The organism is Saccharopolyspora pogona (genome assembly GCF_014697215.1).
GTDB lineage: Bacteria > Actinomycetota > Actinomycetes > Mycobacteriales > Pseudonocardiaceae > Saccharopolyspora > Saccharopolyspora hattusasensis.
Map to the genome: position 1 here is coordinate 4281391 of NZ_CP031142.1, position 14202 is coordinate 4295592.

Below are 14202 nucleotides of genomic sequence, written 5' to 3' on the forward strand. Positions count from 1 at the left end.
CGCCACCCGGTAGGGCGGTGTGGCGGGTGGTTCAGGACTGCTGCGCGGGCACCGCTTCCGGTTGGGCGAACTGGTTGGCCGGGCGGCGGAGGCCGTAGTGATCGCGGAGGGTCCGGCCGGTGTACTCGGTGCGGAAAAGGCCTCGCCGGCGGAGGATCGGCACCACGTGGTCCACGAAGGACTCCAGCCCGGATGGGAGCACCGCGGGCATCACGTTGAACCCGTCCGCCGCGCCGCTGGTGAACCAGTGCTCGATGGTGTCGGCGATCTGCTCGGGCGTGCCGGTGAACGTGCGGTGGCCGCGGCCGCCGCCGAGCCGGTGGATGATCTCCCGGACCGTCAGGTCTTCCCGCTTCGCGAGGTCGACCACCAGCGTGTACCGGCTCTTGGCGGTCTCGATCTGGTCCTCACCGGGCAGTTCTTCCGGCCGCAGCCGTCGGTCGAGGTCTTTTTCGGTCAGCTCGACGTCCAGCAGCGTGGCCAGCCGGTGCAGCGCGTAGCTGTGCACGATGTGGTCCTGCAGGTCCGATTCCAGCCTGCGGGCCTCGGCTTCGGTGGACCCGATGACCGGCACGATCCCCGGCAGGATCTTGATGTCGTCCGGGTCCCGGCCGTGCTGCTGAGCGCGTTCCTTCAGGTCGGCGTAAAACGCCTTGCCCTCGTCCAGGGTCTGCTGCGCGGTGAACACGGCCTCGGCAAACCGCCCGGCCACCGCCTTGCCGTCCTCCGAGGAACCGGCCTGCACCAGCAGCGGGTAGCCCTGCGGCGAGCGCGGTACGTTCAGCGGCCCGCGAATCGTGAAGTGCTCGCCCCGGTGGTCGATGGCGTGCACCTTGCGGTCATCCGCCCACACCCCGGATTTGTCGTGCACCTCGGCATCGTCTTCCCAGCTGTCCCAGAGCTTCTGCGACACCTCGACGAACTCTTCCGCCCGCCGGTAGCGGGCGTGGTGCGACGGTAGCTCGTCCAGGTTGAAGTTGCGCGCCGCCTCCACCACCGCGTTGGTGACGATGTTCCAGCCCGCCCGGCCGCCGCTGACGTGGTCCAGCGACGCGAAGCGGCGGGCGAGGTTGTAGGGCTCGTTGTAGGTGGTGGAGGCGGTCGCGATCAGCCCGATCCTGCTGGTCGCCGTCGCCAGCGCGGTCAACAGCACCGTAGGCTCCAGCGAGGTCGCCGGACGCTGGCCGACGTCGGCGCGCAGGGCCGGAGTGTCGGCCAGGAACACCGAGTCGAAGGTGCCGCGCTCGGCGATCCGCGCCAGGTTCACGTAGTGGTCCACGCCGATGCCGGCGGCCGGATCGCTCTCCGGCAGCCGCCACGCCGCCTCGTGGTGACCGACGTTCATCAGGAACGCGTTGAGGTGCAGCTTCCGTTCACCCATTGGAATCCTCCGAATCGTCTTCGGTCACCCCGAGCGCCACGAGCAGGGCGTCCCGGTGGTCGATGAATCGCGGATCGCGGTGCGATCTCGGCACGGGCAGGTCGATTTCCCGGTTGACGGCGATGGTTCCGCCGTCCAGCACCAGCACCCGGTCGGCCAGCGTGATCGCCTCGTCGACGTCGTGCGTGACCAGCAGCACCGCCGGTCGGTGCCGGGCGCACAGCTCCCGCAGGAGCCGGTGCATCCGGATCCGGGTCAGCGCGTCGAGCGCGCCGAAAGGTTCGTCGGCGAGCAGGAGTTCGGGTTCCCGCACGAGCGAACGGGCTAGTGCGGCGCGCTGCTGCTCGCCTCCGGACAGCGCGTTGGGCCAGGAACGTTCGCGCCCGGCGAGCCCGACCTCGCTGAGGACCGCTCGACCGCGCTCTGCGGCGTCGGCACCGGACAGGCCCAGCGTGACGTTGTCGAGAACCCTGGCCCATGGCAGCAGCCGCGAGTCCTGGAAGACGACTGCGCGTTTCTCCGGGACGGTCGCCGACCCGCTGCCGGTGACGTCGTGGTCGAGCCCAGCCAGCGCGCGCAACAACGTGCTCTTGCCGGAACCGCTGCGCCCTAGCAGGGCCACGAACTCGCCGGGTGCAATGTCGAGGTCGATGCCCTCGAGCACCACCCGATCACCGAACCGGCGCACCAGTCCGCGAACCCGGACTTGTCCACTGTGGATCTCGGTGGGTCGCTCGGTCAGCTGTCCAATGTTCGGCGCCATGACAGCACCCGTCCTTCCGCGAATCGCACAACGCTGTCCGACAACAGCCCGAACAGGGCGTAGATGACCAGGCCCACCACGATGACGTCGGTCTGCGCGTAGTTCCGGGCTTGCGTCATCAGCGAGCCGATGCCGCTGGTCGCGTTGATCTGCTCCACCACGACGAGCGCCAGCCACGAGATCGTCACCGCCATCCGCAGGCCGGTGAAGAAACCCGGCAGCGAACCGGGAATCGCGATCCGGCGCACGAACTGCCAGCGGCTCAACCGCACGGTCTCAGCCAGTTCCACGAACCGCCCGTCGACACCGCGCAGGGCGGCGTGGGTGTTCAGGTAGATCGGCACCAGCACCGCCAGCGTCACCACCGTGATCTTCATGCCCTCCCCGATGCCGAACCAGATGATCGCCAGCGGGATCAGCGCGAGCGTCGGGATCGCCCGCTTGATTTGCACCGGTCCGTCGACCAGCGCTTCGCCGAAGCGGCTGAGCCCGGCCAGCAGCGCCAGCACCAGCCCGATCAGCACGCCCAGCAGCAGCGACACCGATGCCCGCCACAGCGACGTGAGCAGGTGCGACTGCAACCGGCCGTCGGTGAGCAGCTCCCCAGCCGTCGACACGACCTGCGCAGGCGGCGTGAGCGTGTGCGGCGACAGCAGGCCGATGCTCGAGGTCAGCTGCCATACCAGCAGCAGCACGACCGGGCCGAGCAGCCGGAAGAACGGGATCTTGCGGCCGGGCCCCAATCGCCGGCGCTCAGCCACCATGGCCGTTCTCCGCTCGGCTCGCACCGATCCGGCGCACCGACTCGTCGACCACCGCGTCGAACCGCCGGTCGAAGTGCTCGTTGGCGTTCAACGGCTTCGGCAAGCCGCCGTCGGCTCGGAGCAGGTCGATGGTGTGCTGCTGCGTGGCGATGAGCGCGTCGTCGATCTTCGGGAACACGACCTCGCCCTCGGACGCGACGATCCGCTCGCCGTCGGCGCGGGTGACGCCCTGGTTCTTGACGTAGTAGGAGTCGATCCACTCGCTCGGGTGGGTCGCCGCCCACTGCCGGGCCGCGACGAAGTGGTCGACGAAAGCCCGGATCGCGGCGGCCTTCGCGGGATCCTCCAGCGCCGCGCGACGCGTGTAGAGGAAGCTCAGGCCGGTGCTGGTGCCCTCGGTCTCGGCGACCGGAATCGTGGTGCCCTGCCCGCCGGTCTGGGTAAGGAAACGGGTCAACCTGGGTTCGTTTAGCGGCGCGACATCCACCGCTCCGGTGCGCACCGCGTCGTTGAACTCGGCCAGCTGCAGCCGGACGAGTTGCACATCGTTCGTGGTCAGGCCCGCCTTCTCCAGCGCGCGCAGCACGGAAGACTGCTGCGCGGTGCCCTCGGCGTAGGCGATCTTCTTGCCGCGCAGGTCCGACAGGGTGCGGACGTTCGCGCCCGGGGTCACCGCTAAGCGGGTCGAGTTGGGATCGATGCGGTACGCCGCGATGATCGGCACGTCCTCCCCCGACGCCTGGGCGTAGATCGGCGGGGTGTCGCCGACGATGGCGATGTCGGCGGCCTCGGAGCGGAACGCTTCCAGCACCTCGGGGCCGCCGGTGAAGTTGGCGAACTCGGGCTTGACCGGGATCTTGTCGAACTCGCCGGAGGCGCGAAACAGGCTTTGCAACCGCTCCTGCTGATCCGCGACGACGAGCTTGGTCCCCGGCGGGATCTCGGTGGGCAGCGGGGCATCCGCGGCCAGCCCGCCGGTTCCGCCGCCGGAGGCGCAACCGGCGAGCGCCAGCAGCGCGGCGAAGCCCGCGGCGGCTCGGGCGATGGTTTTTCGGTGTCGAGCCGGGCGAATCCGCCCAGCAGGGGCCGACGAAGACATGAGCTACCTACTTTTCAGCGCTTCTTCAGCGCAGGGGGAGACACCCGGCAAACGTTCCCGGGTGCGGAGCAGTGGCGCAACGGCCGACCGGCCGCGAAGGGTGAAGTGCCGTCAGATCAACGACAGCTGCAACACGTGACGCGCATCAGATCAATGGCGCGTCGTTCGACGAACGTGTTGGGCGAAATCACGAGCCGAGGATAAAACGGACCACCACGGCCGGGGAACAACATCCCATTCGCTGAGAAGCCGCCAGGAGTCCATACAGGACATGTTCGGTGCGGCGACAGGTTTCGCCTGGTCGGGTCCCGTGAGTACTTTTGGGTGCGATAGCGGTTGTTTGGGAAGGTGTTGACGTGGAGCGAACGGACCGTTTGTGTCGCCTACCGAGGTGAACAGGCCGTTCGCTTCACACCGGTTGGCCAGGCACAGCCTCTACAGCGCCCAAGAGCACTCACGGGCATCTAGCTTCGGGAACGCCCGCGCAGATCACGCGGCAACGCGCCTTCGCCGGGCTTCTGGTCATTCGCCAGCAACTCCACCAAGCGGTCGCCGAGCACACCCGGGATGACCCGCTCCGCCGAGCGCGCCGCGGCCGCGTTGAGCGCGGACATCACCAGCGGCCGCAGGCGTTGCAGCGCCTCGGAGTAGTACGGGATCTCGTCGTCGCAGGGCACCGATCGGGTCAGCACGTGCTTGCGCACGACTTCGACGAGGATCTCGGCCACGTGGTCGATGTCCTTCTGCAGCTGCTCGGCGAGGTCCAGCACCTCGTTGAGCGGGACGCCGAGGCTGACCAGTTCGGCGCCGGCGTCCAGCAGCCGCGGGCTCGGCGAGACGAAGCTGCGACCGCGCCGCTCCAGCAGGCCCAGTTCGACCGACCGCTTGATGTTCGACGGGGAGAACTGCTTGCCGAACTTCTTGCGCAGCTCGCCCACCGTGACGGCGCGCGGCTCCTCCTCCGCCCAGGACGCGCCGACGACCTCCTCCAGCCCGAGCACCTCGCCGAGGCTGCGCCCGGACTCCCACGCCGCGATCATCTCCTTGATCTGCGCGAACGCGTACCCGCGCTCCAGCATGTTGATGATCAGCCGCAGTCGCATCAGGTGAGTGTCGGAGTAGATCGCCGTCCGCCCTTCCCGGCGAGGCGGCGGCAACAGCTCCCGGTCCTGGTAGACACGCACGTTGCGCACCGTCGTACCCGCAGCCCGAGCAAGATCGTCGATCCGGTATTCCGACACCCGGTGAAGTCTAGTTCCTGTGTTCGAGACCTGCCGGGACGCCGACCGCGCCCTGCGCCGCCCGAACCGGCCGATTTCGAACGGCGCGAGGTCGACAGGTGCCGAACCGGTGGTGATCAGCGCCGCGAGCGCCTGCGCGGTCGCCGGGGCCAGCGTCAAGCAGGGCCGCCGTGTCCACTGGCTGCGAAAACCCCGTCCGCACCGGGCACCGGGCCGATGATCGGCAGGCTGTCCGGCGTCGACGGCTGGAAACCCGCGAGCCTGGTGCCCGGCTCGGCCGGCTGCCACCCCGGCAGGTACTTCCGGGGCGCCCGAAGCACCTTGCGGAGTGCGCGCTCCCGCACGGCCGCCCTGCCCGACGCGAGCTCGAACATCCCGGAAATCCGCAGGCCGCCGGCAAACGGCGTGCAGGCGAGGCATCGATCGAAGTGGTCACACCGGCGAGGCCGCCGAGCACGACGCGGCCCAGGCGCACCGAGGCAGTCGCAACCGAGGGCCAGCTCGTTGGCGAGCTTGTCCAGCGAGTACTCGCCGGAGTCGAAGTAGTTCTGCCAGAACCGCGCCGGGGACGGTCGCCGTAGGTGACCATCATCTCGCTGATCGATGCCCGGTAGATCACCGGCCGTTCCCGGTCGCCGTCGCGGAACGACAGCTGGTGCAGCACCAGGCCTTCGCGCGGGTCGAAGCCCACCCGGAAGCGCCAGTTCTCCCAACGCACCTCGTGGCCGTCGATGGTGAAGCTCGGACCGTCAGGCTGGGTGATCTCGATCGGCTTGAGCATGGTGCGCTTGGGGCCGAACAGCTCCTCGTCGGTGTAATCGCCGCTTTCCGCCGGAACCGGCAACTTGCAGTCGTCGACCCTCCAAGCGGCGCTCCACCGCCCAGTCGCCGAGCGCCAGCGCCGCGCCGTGAGCGTTCTTGGTGCCGCAACTCCCGAAACGTCCACGGGGTCTGGCGGACGGCGCTTCGAAAGGACATCTGGCCTGCGGAAGTGGGCGCACGCGCTGCACATCGAGCTCGCCCCGAAGGAGATCCACGCCGCAGCGGTAACGGTAACGGTAACGGTAGCCACAGGCGTCACCTGCGAGCACGCCGCCGAAATCGGCGAGCGCTACCTGGACCTGTTCGAATCGGTGGACCCGCGCCGAGAGATCATCGGCTACGTCGCCACCTTCGGAACGATTGCCAGAACCGGCCCCGCGCCGCGGCCGCAGGTGCCGGGCGCGGCGCGGTAGTTCCGGGCTCTAGTCCTGAGATTGCGCCTCGGCCTGGGCCTGCGGCTCCGCCTCGGGCCGGAGCCCTGGCTTCGTCTGGGGCTCTGGCTTCGTCTGGGGCTGCGGCTTCGTCTGAGGCTCGGGATCGGCCTGCGAGGAGGAACTGCTGTGTGCGGTTCCGTTCTGGGACTCACCGTCATGCGTGGACACGTCCAACACCGTCGCGGTGAGGATCTTGTCCAGCCCCGAGGGGCGCTCGGCCGCCGCAGCGGTGCCTGCCGCTCCCAGCACGACCAGACCGCTGAGCAGCGCAGTGACGAGTGGACGACGCATCGAAAACCTCCCTGTGGGTGGGCATTGCCGTGGGAGACGCCATCACAACTCGATCACCACCGCCGGGTCCATCACCGTGCCGTGCAACCGGTTCCCGAATTCGGGGGACGCAGGCGCCCGGCGGGAGAGCAGTGGCCCGGTCGCCGGGGGACGTGCGACCGGGCCACTCAGAGGTGGGTGCCTGGGGGGTGTCAGGCGTCCACCCGCTCTTCCTCCCGTGATTCCGCAGCCTGCGCACCACGCTGCGGAATCGCTCGGGAAGCGCCAGCCGCAACAGAGCTGCCGGCCAACCGCACAAACCGACGCCGTCGAAGAACCCGCCGCGCAGGATCGGGAACGAGCCTCGGCGCTGCCCGGGGGATCGCAGCACGGTTGCGACTGCGGCCAGCGCACCAGGAGGGCGCACCGGGAATCCCTCTCCGTCGCGGTGTCGGAACGTGAGTGAGGTCATGCTTCCCGCACCAGCACCCCGCTGTCGCTCTTAAGGACATAACGAAACTTTTGTCACTTTTGTAATACGCTCCTCGCCCGGAATTTCCCGCCCTGACCTGCGGAGATGGTGGGTCCACGTGCGATCGTCGACACCGGGCGGTTAACGTTCGGGCCGCCGGTGATGAGGAGGCAAGCGCGATGTTGCGGGTGCAGGGGTCGTTGTCGCGGCAGTTGCTCGGATGGCAGCTGCTGATCATCGTCCTGCTGCTCGCCTCGATCGCGGTGTTCTCCGTGGCCCAGACCGACTCGGCTTTCCGGGCCACCGAAGGCCGCAAGATGCTGTCGGTCGCCGAGGACCTCGCCGCCACCTCGGGGGTCCGCGTCAGCCTCGCCGACCCCTACCGGCGGGACGCGCTGCCGATCTTCGCCGAGAGCACCCGCAACCTCTCCGGCGCCGACTACGTGATCATCACCGACAGCCACGGCATCGTGCTCACCTCGCCGGACCCCGCACAGCGCGGGCAACCCCTGCCGCCGTCCGAGAGCACCGCGCTGACTGGCCGCTCGTGGGTCGGCGAGATGACCGTGGACGGCTCCGAATCGCTGGTCGCCCAGGTGCCGGTGATCTCCAACGATGCGCGCATCATCGGCGTGGTCGCGGCCGGCCGCAACCCCCCTGACCTGCTGCAGGGGCTGCGTCAGGCCCCGGAGAACCCGCTGTCGCTGCTCGCCTTCGCCACCGTGCTCGGCATCGCCGGATCGGTGCTGCTCGCCCGGCGGGTGAAGCGGCAGACGCTGGGCCTGGAACCGCAGGAGATCACCCGGCTCGTCGAACACCGGGAGGCCCTGCTGCACGGCGTCCGGGAGGGCGTGCTGGGCGTCGACGAGCAGAACCGGATCACGCTGGTCAACGACCAGGCGCGCCGGCTGCTGTCGCTCACCTCGGACTGCGTGGGAAGCAACATCGACTCGCTGGACCTCAACGACCGCGCCCGCGACGTGCTCACCGGCCGCACCGACGGCGTGGACCAGATCGTGCTGCGCCGCGGCAAGGTCGTGGTGCTCAACCGGATGCCGATCTCCTCGGTCGGCGCCGTGGTGACCATGCGCGACCGCACCGAACTCGTCCACCTGCAACGAGAGCTCGCGGTGCACCGGGACACCACCGACACCCTGCGCGCCCAGGCGCACGAGTTCAGCAACCGGCTGCACATCATCTCCGGGCTGATCGAACTGGGCGAGTACGACGAGCTGCAGCGCTACGTGCACCGGATCAGCCACACCCGGGAGCAGTGGCACGCCGAGGTCACCGCGCGGATCCACGACACGGCCACCGCGGCGCTGCTGATCGCCAAGGCCAGCCTCGCCGCCGAACGCGGCGTCGGACTGCGGCTGCACGAAGGCGGCTACCTGCCCGAGATCGACGAGGAGCTATCCGCCGACCTCGCCACCGTGCTGGGCAACCTCATCGACAACGCGCTGGACGCCCTGGAAGGAGCCTCGGTGGGCGCGGACCGCTGGATCGAGATCGACCTGCGCTGCACCGACGAGGTCACCGCGGTGGTACGGGATTCCGGGCCCGGGGTGGCCGCGGAGATCGTCGAGGAAGTGTTCCTGCACGGCTTCACGACCAAGGCCGCGCGCGGCGGCGAACGCGGCCTGGGCCTGGCGCTGACCAGGCAGATCTGTCATCGTCGCGGCGGTTCAGTGGAGGTGCACAACGCGCACGGCGCGGTGTTCACCGCGCGATTGCCGCTGGAAGGGCCAAGAGCGTGATCAAGGTGTTGGTGGTGGACGACGACTTCATGGTCGCCAAGGTCCACAGTGGATACGTAGCTCGGGTCGAAGGGTTCGAGGTCGTCGGGGTGGCTCACACCGGGGCCGACGCGATCCGCGCCGTCGACGAGCTTCGCCCGGAACTCGTGCTGCTGGACATCTACCTGCACGACATGGACGGCCTGTCGGTGCTGCGGCAACTGCGCGCGAGCACCGAGCGGCCCTCCGCCGACCCCGACGTCATCATGATCACCGCGGCCCGCGACCTGGACACCGTTCGCGGCGCGATCCGCGGCGGCGCGCTGCACTACCTCATCAAGCCGTTCAGCTACGAGGCGCTGCGCGACCAGCTGGAGAACTTCCGTTCGCTGCACCAGAAGCTCAGCGAGTTGCCAGGCGATGCCCCGGCCGCGCAGCAGGACGTCGACCAGCTCTTCGGCACCCGCAGCCGCCCCACGGCGCCGCCGCCGAAGGGGCTGGCCATCGAGACGGCGGAGATCGTCGAGCGCATCCTGCGCGAGACGACCGCGGCGGGCGACGACGTGTCGGCGACGGAATGCGCCGACGCCGCCGGGGTTTCGCGCGTCAGCGCGCGCAAGTACCTGGAGCACTTCGTGACCTCGGGCCGCGCCGAGGTCCGCCTCCGCTACGGCGGGACCGGCCGTCCGGAACGCCGCTACCGCTGGACACGCTGACCGGCCGCGCGAAACGCCCCCGGCGGGTTCGTCCCCCGTTTCAAATGAAACTGTCCGCAAACGGTGTGGTGCGAGTTGCAATGAGCCCGTTCATCCTGGCCGATCCGCAGCCGCGACGCTGAAAGCCCCACGGCACGGGGCTGCCGCAAGCGGCGCAGCCGCCTTAGCCCACCCTCGCAACCGGCACCGCCACGGGTTCTCAGAGGTCTTCTCGCGAGGACAGCCCGGACGCGACTGGGCATACGTGCGTCGAGGCTCCCACAGCCACCAGGAACGCGCGCAGCGGCGGCCGCCAGCCTCGATGCTGGACGGGGGCTTGGGTCGACATCGGAGTGGTCCTAAGTGTCCGGTCAGTGCGGGGCGGATCTGACGGACGCGTTATTGGCCATGATCGTAACGGCTCCGACCATTGTGTTATTCACAGTTGGATGACATTTCCAGAACGGGCCGCTGGTTAGGGCCTTGTCGACTCGTGTTGCCGTAGGGGCGTTTGCAGATGTGGCATGCGCCGGGCCATGACGGTGGGGAGTCGTTGCAGTTCAAGGAGAACTGCGTAGATGGTCAGTCTGGCGCATCCGCTTTTGGATCCAGGCGGAGCAGGGCGCAGAAGGCTTGGGCGAGGACGGTGAGGGTGAGGGTGACGTGTCGATGCCGGCCGGCGAAGGAGCGTCCTTCGAAGTGGTCCAGTCCGAGTGCGGTTTTGAGTTCGCGATAGTCATGCTCGACGCGCCAGCGGATCTTTGCCAGTCGTCCAGGGTCTTCAAAGGTGCGCTTGTCCATGTTGGACAGACAATATTTGACTGGTTCGGTCTCGCCGGGTGACCATTCGGCGATCAGGCAGGCTTCGGTCAGGCCACCGTCGGTGTTGCGAGGAATGTTGCGGTTGGCGGGCCGGATGCGGATGGCCAGGAAGTGCGAGCGCATCGCCGCGGACGGGTTGTCGCTGGTCTTCTTTGTGCCTGTGCGCCAGGTGAGGCGACCGCAGGTGTGCGTCCGGCGGCCAGGGCGAGCCCGCGCAGGGTGGACGGTGGATCCGGGTAGGCGGGCACGGGAGGGCGGCGGTGGGATCGACCTGGGCCCTGTCACGAATTCCGTGTAAGCCACGGATGGAATTGATCCGCACGATGTGCTCGACGATCGCCGACGGCGTGGCGTTCGGACTCGGCGCCGCGACCGCGGCTCCCACCTGCCCTCGGCAGCGACCCTGGCGCGGTGCCGGTAGAACGTGCGTGGATTCACGCACGTTCTACCGGCACCACCCGGCCAGTTGTCGATCTCCACACCGGCCACAAGAGTCGCGTACACAAGGCGCATCATCGCCTGCTTCCTCGCCATGGCACCAAACCAGATCGTGATCAAGCGACACATCGCCAAAGACATGACCCATGACAAAACTCATCGGACTCAAGAGCCGCTATGGCTGTTCAAAAGACTCACGGCCCCGGAACCGGCGAAACCGCCCCGCAGTGCTGCCTTCCGTCAGGAATTGGGGAGGCGGAGGCCGTTGTAGCCGGCGCGGGCGTCGGCGAAGCGCGCAGCGACCTCGTCCCAGTTGACCACGTTCCACAGGTGCTTGACGTAGTCGGCCTTCACGTTGCGGTACTGCAGGTAGTACGCGTGCTCCCAGATGTCGAACACCAGCAGCGGGGTCGTGGCGATCGACAGGTTCGAGTGGTGGTCCCGCAACTGCTGCGTGATCAACCGCCGACCCACCGGGTCCCAGGCCAGCACGCCCCAGCCGTTGCCCTGGATCGTGGTCGACACCGCCTCCATCTGGGCGCGGAACTTGTCGAAGGAACCGAAGTCCTCATCGATGGCCGCCGCCAGCTCGCCGGTCGGTTTGTCCCCGCCGCCCGGTGAGAGGATCTTCCACCACACCAGGTGCAGCGAGTGCCCCGCCAGGTTGAACGCCAGCGTGGTCTCCAACACCACGATGGAGGAGAAGTCGCCCTTCTCCCGCGCCTCGGCGATCTTCTCCACCGTGTCGTTGGCGCCCTTGACGTACGCCGCGTGGTGCTTGCTGTGGTGCAACTCGTTGATCTCACCGGCGATCGCCGGCTCCAACGCCGCGTAGTCGTAGTCCAACTCCGGCAACACGTACGGCGCCATCGGTCTCTTCCGTTCACGCAACGTGTAAAAACGTTCCGCGAGCCGACACCTTACGGTGCCGACGTTGGCCAACGCCCGTCCGGCGCTGGTCTTCCCGTGGCGATACCCGCCGCCAGCACAGTGCTGGTCTTACATGGGTTTCCATCGGGCTGTCACAACGCAACTCGCCGCCACCCAACCATGTTGGGAAACCAAGTTCCTGGCAGACCGACTTGGCTCTCGCCAGCCTGCCAGGTTCCTTCGCGGCAAACCATACCAACCCGAAACGACGTCTTTATCCAGCTCCCCGAACAGTTGCCACTCCCTTCACTGATCTTGCGTTCGCCGAAAGTCTCGAACCTCAAGCGCGCTAAAGGTCAATGACACGTCCGAGGTGTTCTCGATCACTTCCCGAGCGGTGCCAGGGTCTACGACTACTTCCTGGGCGGCGGCTGCAACTTCGCGTCGGACCGCGAACTGGCCCGGCGAGTCTTGTCGGTGGCCCCGGACATGCGGCTGAACGCGCTGGCCAACCGCGCCTGCCTGCACCGGGTGATCCGGATGTGCCTGGCCGCGGGCGTGCGGCAGTTCCTCGACGTCGGCTGCGGCATCCCGACGATCGGCACTCCGCACGAGGTCGCCCAGCAGCTCGTCCCGAGCGCACGTGTGGTCTACGTCGACAGCGAACCGATCGCCGTGACGCACGGCGAACTGCTCCTCAACCGCACTCCGAACGCTGCCATTGCGCAGGCCGATCTGCGCGACATCGACGAGGTGCTGGCCGCGGACCGGGTTCGGCGGCTGCTCGACTTCCAGCAGCCGGTGGCGGTGCTGATGTTCGCGGTGCTGTAACCACGTCCTCGATCGCGACGACCCGGCCGGCCTGATCCACGAGTACCTCGACGCCTTCGCCCCCGGCTCGTACCTGACGCTCACCCACAAGACCGCCGACCACGCGCCGGAGACCATGCGCGCGGTGATCGACCTGCTGCGGGGCAGCCAGCACCCCGGGACGTTGCGCAGCCGGGCCGATCTGGAATCCCTGCTGTACGGCCTCGACCTGGTCGACTCGGGGGTCGTGCCGATCGCGCAGTGGCGGCCCGAGCACGGCGACCTGAACCTGCAGCCGCCCACCCCGCTCGGTTATGCCGCCGTGGCACGGAAACCGTGAGCAACCCGACATCCGCCGAACGAGTCAACCTAATACGCCGTTTGCACTGATCAAAGCGGCCGCAATAGGGAAATAATCCGACAAATAGGCTGGTACGGTGACGGGCGTGCCCGAGATGACCACTACGTGTGCAACCCAAGCCTCGGGCCGGAGCAAACGCAAGATCAGCTGGGACGTCGTGCGGACCGGCTGCGTTCTGGTCGTGATGTGCTACCACGCCACCTTCCTCAGCACCTACCTGCACCCCGAGATGACGCCGCGAAACGTCGTCTTCCCCTACCAAGTCGGCGCCAGCCTGCTGCTGGTGATCTCGGCGTACTTCGCCTGCGTCACCATCGGCCGCGGCACCGTGCTGCGCTACTGGTGGGGACGCATGGCCAGGCTGTTCCCGCCGTTCGTCGGCGCGGTCGTGGTGATCTTCGCGGTGATGTGCTGGGCGGCGATCGAAGGCTGGTTCTACCCGAGCTTCAACGACCTGTGGTGGAACCTGCTGATGTTGTGGAACTGGAAGCCGGCGGACTACTGGTTCGTCGACGGTTCACATTGGACGGTCCCGCTGCAGCTGATGGGCTTCACCGCAGCCGCGTTGCTGTTCCGCACCAGGTGGGGCCACGGGCGGCGGATCATCGTGGTTCTGTGGGCGGCGGTGCTGGTGCCGATCGCGCAGTGGCCGGTGCGGGTGGCCGACAAGTCGGAGCTCTACCGCACGATCGTCGACGGCATCGGCGTGCACCGCTGGCACCTGTTCGTCGCCGGGGTGGCGATCTGGCTGTGGTCGACCCGGCGCATCGGCCTCCTGCACTTCGCGGCGATGCTGGCGGCCTGCATGCTCGGCCAGGCGCTGCACAACTACACCGAGACGCCGGAAGGCCTGATCGCCGACTGGGGCTCGACAGTCGCGGTGTGCATCGGCATGGTCGTGGTCGCGCTCACGGCCTTCGGGCCGGACTGGGACCGGACCTTCCCGGAGTGGCTGGCCGGGCGGATCCGGTGGTTCGCCGGGATCTCCTACGGCGTGTTCCTGGTGCACCAGACGATCGGCTACATCGTCATGAAGAAGCTCGACGAGATCGGCGTCGACCCCCTCCTGCAGACGGCCGCAATGCTGGTTACTGGCACGGCGCTGGGCTGGGCCTTGACCCACGCCGTCGAGCGCCCAACGCACAAGTTCCTGATGCGCGCCTACGACGGCCTCGCCAACCGCCGCACCCGATCGAGCGAAGCGTGAGGGGCACCCTTGAGCGG

Annotated in this window: 15 protein-coding genes and 2 pseudogenes; 6 read left to right on the plus strand and 11 right to left on the minus strand. The window is 68.1% G+C overall.

Annotation, left to right across the window (positions count from 1 at the left end):
• Positions 1-31: 31 nt before the first annotated feature.
• The 7 genes and pseudogenes from DL519_RS19480 to DL519_RS19510 form a co-directional block, all read right to left on the minus strand.
• Complete coding sequence (locus DL519_RS19480; RefSeq protein ID WP_190816888.1) at positions 32-1381, minus strand: LLM class flavin-dependent oxidoreductase; 1350 nt, start codon at positions 1379-1381, stop codon at positions 32-34.
• Positions 1374-2144 (minus strand): ABC transporter ATP-binding protein, encoded by a 771-nt coding sequence (locus DL519_RS19485; RefSeq protein ID WP_190816889.1) that lies wholly within the window; start codon positions 2142-2144, stop codon positions 1374-1376. The genes DL519_RS19480 and DL519_RS19485 overlap by 8 nt, the downstream gene beginning before the upstream one ends.
• The gene (locus DL519_RS19490) at positions 2120-2908 is read right to left on the minus strand and encodes an ABC transporter permease (protein ID WP_190816891.1); all 789 of its coding nucleotides are present in this window, start codon (positions 2906-2908) and stop codon (positions 2120-2122) included. The genes DL519_RS19485 and DL519_RS19490 overlap by 25 nt, the downstream gene beginning before the upstream one ends.
• Positions 2898-4007 (minus strand): ABC transporter substrate-binding protein, encoded by a 1110-nt coding sequence (locus DL519_RS19495; protein ID WP_190816893.1) that lies wholly within the window; start codon positions 4005-4007, stop codon positions 2898-2900. The genes DL519_RS19490 and DL519_RS19495 overlap by 11 nt, the downstream gene beginning before the upstream one ends.
• 464 nt (positions 4008-4471) lie before the next feature.
• The gene (locus DL519_RS19500) at positions 4472-5407 is read right to left on the minus strand and encodes a MerR family transcriptional regulator (RefSeq protein WP_223839283.1); all 936 of its coding nucleotides are present in this window, start codon (positions 5405-5407) and stop codon (positions 4472-4474) included.
• A complete protein-coding gene (locus DL519_RS46870; RefSeq protein ID WP_223840322.1) occupies positions 5404-5748 on the minus strand; it encodes an FAD-dependent oxidoreductase in 345 nt (114 codons plus the stop codon). The genes DL519_RS19500 and DL519_RS46870 overlap by 4 nt, the downstream gene beginning before the upstream one ends.
• Positions 5722-6104 (minus strand): annotated as a pseudogene (locus DL519_RS19510) (copper amine oxidase); the annotation flags it as partial. The pseudogene DL519_RS19510 and the gene DL519_RS46870, both read right to left, overlap by 27 nt.
• Here DL519_RS19510 and DL519_RS19515 point away from each other — a divergent pair.
• Entirely contained in the window at positions 6094-6483 is a 390-nt protein-coding gene (locus DL519_RS19515; protein WP_190824630.1) for a hypothetical protein, read from the plus strand. The pseudogene DL519_RS19510 and the gene DL519_RS19515 sit on opposite strands and share 11 nt — an antisense overlap.
• 9 nt (positions 6484-6492) lie before the next feature.
• On the opposite strand, the gene DL519_RS19520 is transcribed toward DL519_RS19515, so the two are convergent.
• Positions 6493-6795, minus strand: a complete 303-nt coding sequence (locus tag DL519_RS19520) for a hypothetical protein (RefSeq protein ID WP_190816896.1) — start codon at positions 6793-6795, stop codon at positions 6493-6495.
• Between the two features lie 630 nt (positions 6796-7425).
• On the opposite strand from DL519_RS19520, the gene DL519_RS19525 reads away from it, so the two are divergent.
• Positions 7426-9003, plus strand: coding sequence for a sensor histidine kinase (locus tag DL519_RS19525; protein WP_190816898.1), 1578 nt, complete (start codon positions 7426-7428; stop codon positions 9001-9003).
• A complete protein-coding gene (locus DL519_RS19530; protein ID WP_190816900.1) occupies positions 9000-9698 on the plus strand; it encodes a response regulator in 699 nt (232 codons plus the stop codon). The genes DL519_RS19525 and DL519_RS19530 overlap by 4 nt, the downstream gene beginning before the upstream one ends.
• A 199-nt stretch (positions 9699-9897) precedes the next feature.
• Here DL519_RS19530 and DL519_RS48815 read toward each other — a convergent pair whose 3' ends face one another.
• The 3 genes and pseudogenes from DL519_RS48815 to DL519_RS19540 form a co-directional block, all read right to left on the minus strand.
• Entirely contained in the window at positions 9898-10026 is a 129-nt protein-coding gene (locus DL519_RS48815; RefSeq protein WP_263399673.1) for a hypothetical protein, read from the minus strand.
• A gap of 233 nt (positions 10027-10259) precedes the next feature.
• Positions 10260-10756: pseudogene (locus tag DL519_RS50730) on the minus strand (transposase); the annotation flags it as partial.
• Positions 10757-11177: 421 nt separating this feature from the next.
• The gene (locus tag DL519_RS19540; protein ID WP_190816904.1) at positions 11178-11807 is read right to left on the minus strand and encodes a superoxide dismutase; all 630 of its coding nucleotides are present in this window, start codon (positions 11805-11807) and stop codon (positions 11178-11180) included.
• A 420-nt stretch (positions 11808-12227) separates the two neighbouring features.
• On the opposite strand from DL519_RS19540, the gene DL519_RS48820 reads away from it, so the two are divergent.
• The 3 genes from DL519_RS48820 to DL519_RS19555 all read left to right on the plus strand — a co-directional run bounded on the left by DL519_RS48820 (position 12228) and on the right by DL519_RS19555 (position 14185).
• Complete coding sequence (locus tag DL519_RS48820) at positions 12228-12638, plus strand: SAM-dependent methyltransferase (RefSeq protein WP_190824075.1); 411 nt, start codon at positions 12228-12230, stop codon at positions 12636-12638.
• A gap of 34 nt (positions 12639-12672) precedes the next feature.
• The gene (locus DL519_RS48825) at positions 12673-12957 is read left to right on the plus strand and encodes an SAM-dependent methyltransferase (protein WP_263399821.1); all 285 of its coding nucleotides are present in this window, start codon (positions 12673-12675) and stop codon (positions 12955-12957) included.
• A 115-nt stretch (positions 12958-13072) separates the two neighbouring features.
• A complete protein-coding gene (locus DL519_RS19555; protein WP_190824077.1) occupies positions 13073-14185 on the plus strand; it encodes an acyltransferase family protein in 1113 nt (370 codons plus the stop codon).
• The last annotated feature ends 17 nt before the right edge of the window (positions 14186-14202 follow it).

What these genes read in the sequence shown, in the direction of transcription:
- DL519_RS19480 (WP_190816888.1), bottom strand. Translation starts at nt 1,381, where the DNA reads ATGGGTGAACGGAAGCTGCACCTCAACGCGTTCCTGATGAACGTCGGT.
- DL519_RS19485 (WP_190816889.1), bottom strand. Translation starts at nt 2,144, where the DNA reads ATGGCGCCGAACATTGGACAGCTGACCGAGCGACCCACCGAGATCCAC.
- DL519_RS19490 (WP_190816891.1), bottom strand. Translation starts at nt 2,908, where the DNA reads ATGGTGGCTGAGCGCCGGCGATTGGGGCCCGGCCGCAAGATCCCGTTC.
- DL519_RS19495 (WP_190816893.1), bottom strand. Translation starts at nt 4,007, where the DNA reads ATGTCTTCGTCGGCCCCTGCTGGGCGGATTCGCCCGGCTCGACACCGA.
- DL519_RS19520 (WP_190816896.1), bottom strand. Translation starts at nt 6,795, where the DNA reads ATGCGTCGTCCACTCGTCACTGCGCTGCTCAGCGGTCTGGTCGTGCTG.
- DL519_RS19525 (WP_190816898.1), top strand. Translation starts at nt 7,426, where the DNA reads ATGTTGCGGGTGCAGGGGTCGTTGTCGCGGCAGTTGCTCGGATGGCAG.
- DL519_RS48815 (WP_263399673.1), bottom strand. Translation starts at nt 10,026, where the DNA reads ATGTCGACCCAAGCCCCCGTCCAGCATCGAGGCTGGCGGCCGCCGCTG.
- DL519_RS19540 (WP_190816904.1), bottom strand. Translation starts at nt 11,807, where the DNA reads ATGGCGCCGTACGTGTTGCCGGAGTTGGACTACGACTACGCGGCGTTG.
- DL519_RS19555 (WP_190824077.1), top strand. Translation starts at nt 13,073, where the DNA reads ATGACCACTACGTGTGCAACCCAAGCCTCGGGCCGGAGCAAACGCAAG.